The sequence below is a fragment of the Mesorhizobium sp. M7A.F.Ca.AU.001.01.1.1 genome, from assembly GCF_004022735.1.
Taxonomy (GTDB): Bacteria; Pseudomonadota; Alphaproteobacteria; order Rhizobiales; family Rhizobiaceae; genus Mesorhizobium; species Mesorhizobium ciceri.
Map to the genome: position 1 here is coordinate 1 of NZ_RZPF01000551.1, position 4,527 is coordinate 4,527.

Genomic DNA, 4,527 nt, shown 5'->3' on the forward strand with positions numbered 1-4,527 from the left:
GCATCGTCGAGATGGTCAATGAGAATCTCCGCCCGTCCGCCATCCTCAAGAAAGAAGCTTTCGCCAACGCCATCCGTGTCAATGGTGCCATCGGCGGCTCGACCAATGCGGTCGTGCATCTGCTGGCGATTGCCGGCCGCGTCGGCACCGAACTGACACTGGACGATTGGGATCGATATGGCCGCGATGTACCGACCATCCTCGACCTGATGCCGTCAGGCCGCTTCCTGATGGAGGACTTCTGCTACGCAGGCGGCATTCCGGCGGTCATGAAGGAGATCGGCGATCTGCTCGATCTCGACGTGCTGACCGTCACCGGCAAGACCGTGCGCGACAACATCCGTGACGCTAAAAACTACAATCCCGAGGTGATCCGCCCGCGCGACAAGGCGCTTACTCCCAATGGCGGTATCGCGGTGCTGCGTGGCAATCTGGCGCCCGACGGCGCCATCATCAAGCCGTCAGCCGCGTCACCGGCCCTGATGAAGCATCGCGGCCGCGCCGTCGTCTTCGAGGACATCGACGACTACAAGGCGCGCGTCGACGATCCCGCGCTCGACGTCGACGAAGCGTCGATCATGGTGCTGAAGAATTGCGGCCCCAAGGGCTATCCGGGGATGGCCGAGGTCGGCAACATGGCGCTGCCCCGGAAGCTGCTGAAGCAGGGTGTCCGCGACATGATCCGCATCTCCGATGCCCGCATGTCCGGCACCGCCTTCGGCACCGTCGTGCTGCATGCCGCACCCGAAGCCGCCATCGGCGGCCCGCTGGCGCTGGTCAGGAGCGGCGACTTCATCGAGCTCGACGTCGAAGCAAGGAAGCTGCATCTCGACGTGTCGGCACAGGAGCTGGCGCGGCGTCGTGAATCCTGGCTACCGCCCGTCCCGGCGATGCGCGGCGGCTATCAGGGCCTCTATGTCGACCGTGTCCTGCAGGCGGACCGCGGCGCCGATCTCGACTTTCTCGTCGGATGCCGTGGCCACGCCATTCCACGCGAAAGCCATTGAGGCCGACCAGCATGCCCAATTTCCGGCCTGACGATTTCCACGCCATTCACGCCATTCTCTACGCGCTCTTTGACGCGAACGAACAACTGGACCGCGCGGCGATGCGTCGGCAGGTCGAGATCTGCCTGGCGACGGGCGTGCACGGCATGGCGGCGCTCGGCCTGGCGACGGAAGTCGCCAAGCTGACCGAGGCCGAGCGCCGGACGATCATGGACTGGACGGCGGAAGATACGGCTGGAAAAGTGCCGCTTGCCTTCACCATCTTCGGCGCTTCGGTGGCTGAGCAGGTGGCACAGCTTCGCCATGCTGAAAGCGTGGGAGCGGATTGGGTGATCCTGCAGCCGCCGCCGGTCGGATCCTATGGTGCGCTGGAATACACCAGGTTCTTCGGCCGCGTCGCCGAGGCAACCGACCTGCCGGTGGCGATCCAGAACGCGCCGGCGTTTTTCGGGCGCGGCCTGTCATCGGACGAGATCCGCGAACTTGTCACGCTTCATCCCAACATAAGGCTGATCAAGGGCGAAGGCCCTGTCACCGACATTGCCGGATTGATCGAACGCACCGAAGGCCGGATACCCGTTTTCAACGGACGCGGCGGCCTTGAACTGATCGACAATTTCCGCATCGGTTGCCGCGGCATGATCCTGGCGCCTGATGGCATCGACCTCGCCGTGCGCGCCTACAATGCGTTTCGGATCGGTGACGAAGCGACGGCCGAGGCCGAGTACGCAAGAATGCTGCCGGCAGCGGTCTTCGTCATGCAGGGCATCGAGAACCTGATCTGCTACGGCAAGCGGCTGTTCGGCGCCCGCGCAGGCATCCCGATACACGACCGGGCTCCGGCGATGCGGCCCAACGAGACCGGCGTGGCGATGGTGGCGCGCTTTGCGGCTGGCCTCGGTCGGTTGCCTGGCTGAACGGCAACTGCCCTTCAATAGGTCGTCCGCCCACCCGACAGGTCGAACGTGGAGGCGGTCGTGAAACTGTTCTCCTTGGAGACGAGCCAGGCGACCATCGCCGCGGCTTCGTCGACCTCCAGCAGGCGGCCGCGCGGAATGCGCGAGCGCATATATTCGATGTGCTCCGGCGTCAGCTGTTCGAGGATGCGCGTCTGTGCCGTGGCCGGCGAGATGCAGTTCACGGCGATGTCGTACTGCGCCAGTTCCTTGCCGAGCGACTTGGTCAAGCCGATGACCGCCGCCTTCGAGGCTGAATAGGCGGAGGCGTTGGGGTTGCCCTCCTTGCCGGCGACCGAAGCGATGTTGACGATCCGTCCGTAATTGCGCTCCTTCATTCCGGGAACCACGGCGCGATTGACGTAGAACGTACCGTTTACGTTGACGTCGATGACCTTCTTCCACGTCTCGATGTCGTAGACGTCGAGCGGGGCGGCAGGGCCGGCAATTCCGGCGGAATTGACCAGAATGGAAATCTTGCCGGCCAGATCTTCGGTCCTGGCGCGCGCCGCGTCCACCGACGTCCAATCGGCGACGTCCACGATCTCTGTCGTGGCAGCGTTGCCGAGTTCCTTCTTGGCGGTTTCGAGGCGGGCCTCATCGAGATCCCACAAGCTGACCGTCGCGCCGGAAGCGACGAAACGCCTGGCCATCGCGAAGCCGAGGCCTTGGGCGCCACCGGTGACCACAGCGTGCTGGCCGTCAAGATCGATCCTGTTCATGTCGAGCGGTTCTTTCCGTTTGAGCTACTTCCGGGATAAAGGCCGGCCTGTGCAGGCCGGCGATCGCTACATGGTCGCGCCAAGGCTCCATGGCACGAACTCGTTGTCGCCATAGCCGAGCGCTTCCGACCTGGTGCGCCCGCCGGAAGCGACGCGCAGGATCTCGGCAAAGATCTCCTCGCCCTTCTCGGCCAGCGAGACGCCGTCCAGTATGTCTCCGCAATTGATATCCATGTCCTCGCGCATCTGCTCGAAGATGAAGCTGTTGGAGGCAAGCTTGATCGAGGGCGTCGGCTTGCAGCCGAAGGCCGAACCGCGGCCGGTGGTGAAGCACAATATGTTGGCGCCGCCGGCGACCTGCCCGGTGGCCGAGACCGGGTCGTAGCCGGGCGTATCCATGAAGACGAGGCCGCGCTCGTTGATCGGCTCGGCATATTCCAGCACCGCCCGCAGATTGGTGGTGCCGCCCTTGGCGGAAGCGCCGAGCGATTTCTCCAGGATGGTCGTCAACCCACCCAGCTTGTTGCCGGGCGAAGGGTTGTTGTTCATCTCCATGTCGTGCCTGGCGGTATAATCCTCCCACCAGCGGATGCGTTCGATCAGCTTTTCGCCCACCGCGCGGCTCTCGGCGCGCAAGGCGAGGAGATGTTCGGCGCCATAGATCTCGGGCGTCTCCGAGAGCACCGCCGTACCGCCTTGCCCGACAAGCAGGTCCACCGCAGCACCTAGTGCCGGATTGGCGCTGATGCCGGAGTAACCGTCCGATCCGCCGCATTGCAGCGCAAGCACCAGTTCGGAGGCTGGTTGCGGCGTCCTTTCGGCGGCGTTCACCGTAGGCAGCATGTCGACGATCGCCTTCACGCCAGCCTCGACCGTCTTTCGCGTACCGCCGGTTTCCTGGATGGTCATCGTGCGGAAAATCGTGCTCTCCTTGATGTTGTACGACTGCATCCAGCGTGGGATCTGGAACGCTTCGCAGCCGAGTCCGACCATCAGCACGCCGCCGATATTGGGGTTCGTGGCAAAGCCCCATTGCGTCCTTTTCAACAGGTCGTAAGCGGGACCCTTGGTGTCGATGCCGCAGCCAGTGCCGTGGACGAGTGCGATGATACCGTCGACATTGGGATAGTCGCGCAGGATGCCAGACCGGTTGACCTCGTCGGTGATGAACCGGGCGACGCTGGCAGAGCAGTTCACCGAGGTCAGGACGGCAATGAAGTTGCGCGTGCCCACCTTGCCGCTCGGCCGGCGGTAACCCATGAAAGTAGCGCGCTCGGCCTCGGCAACGATCTCGGTTTGCCTGGTATTCGTGCCGAAGACGTAGTCGCGTTCGAAATTTCGCAGATACACATTGTGCTCGTGAACCCAGTCGCCGGCGACGATTGGTTCCCGCGCAAAACCGATGGTCTGGCCGTATTTCACGATCGGCTGGTCCGAGCCGATGTCGCGCAAGGCCATTTTGTGCCCGCGCGGTATGCGTGCCCTGGCAGCCACGTCACCGGCTTTTTCGCCGATCTTCAACGGATCGACCGCCAGAAGAATGTTGTCGGCCCCCGAAAGCTTGATGAACCGCGCCATGACCCCATACTCTGAAAAAGTTCTCCGCGACAGGAGGTCGAGAGACAAGAAATGATTTGGAATACTAATATAATAGAATGTCAGAGGTCAAGGAGGTCAAGGCCGGAGACTGGATGAGGTCGTCATGAAAGACGGACCGGTCGCCACGTCGTTGGGGCATATCCGGGAAGCGACTGCCCGATAACGTTCCGGTCAATCGAGATGGAAGACCTCTCCCATGGCCGCCCACCATTCGCCGTCGGCGCGCGTCGGCAGCGGCGTCTG

4 protein-coding genes are annotated in these 4,527 nt (G+C 63.2%); 2 read left to right on the top strand and 2 right to left on the bottom strand.

Features of this window, described 5'->3' with window-relative positions; all coding sequences use genetic code 11:
* On the top strand, window positions 1–1,007 hold a 1,007-nt coding region (locus EN884_RS26775; RefSeq protein WP_206617644.1), incomplete at its 5' end, for a dihydroxy-acid dehydratase.
* Between the two features lie 11 nt (window positions 1,008–1,018).
* Window positions 1,019–1,924, top strand: coding sequence for a dihydrodipicolinate synthase family protein (locus EN884_RS26780; RefSeq protein WP_063169851.1), 906 nt, complete (start codon window positions 1,019–1,021; stop codon window positions 1,922–1,924).
* Window positions 1,925–1,938: 14 nt separating this feature from the next.
* Here the strand turns inward: EN884_RS26780 and EN884_RS26785 are convergent, their stop codons facing one another.
* Window positions 1,939–2,685 carry an SDR family NAD(P)-dependent oxidoreductase gene (locus EN884_RS26785; RefSeq protein WP_013528170.1) on the bottom strand — a complete coding sequence of 249 codons (747 nt, stop codon included), beginning with the start codon at window positions 2,683–2,685 and terminating at the stop codon, window positions 1,939–1,941.
* A gap of 66 nt (window positions 2,686–2,751) precedes the next feature.
* Complete coding sequence (locus EN884_RS26790) at window positions 2,752–4,263, bottom strand: altronate dehydratase family protein (protein WP_063169852.1); 1,512 nt, start codon at window positions 4,261–4,263, stop codon at window positions 2,752–2,754.
* Window positions 4,264–4,527: the final 264 nt, after the last annotated feature.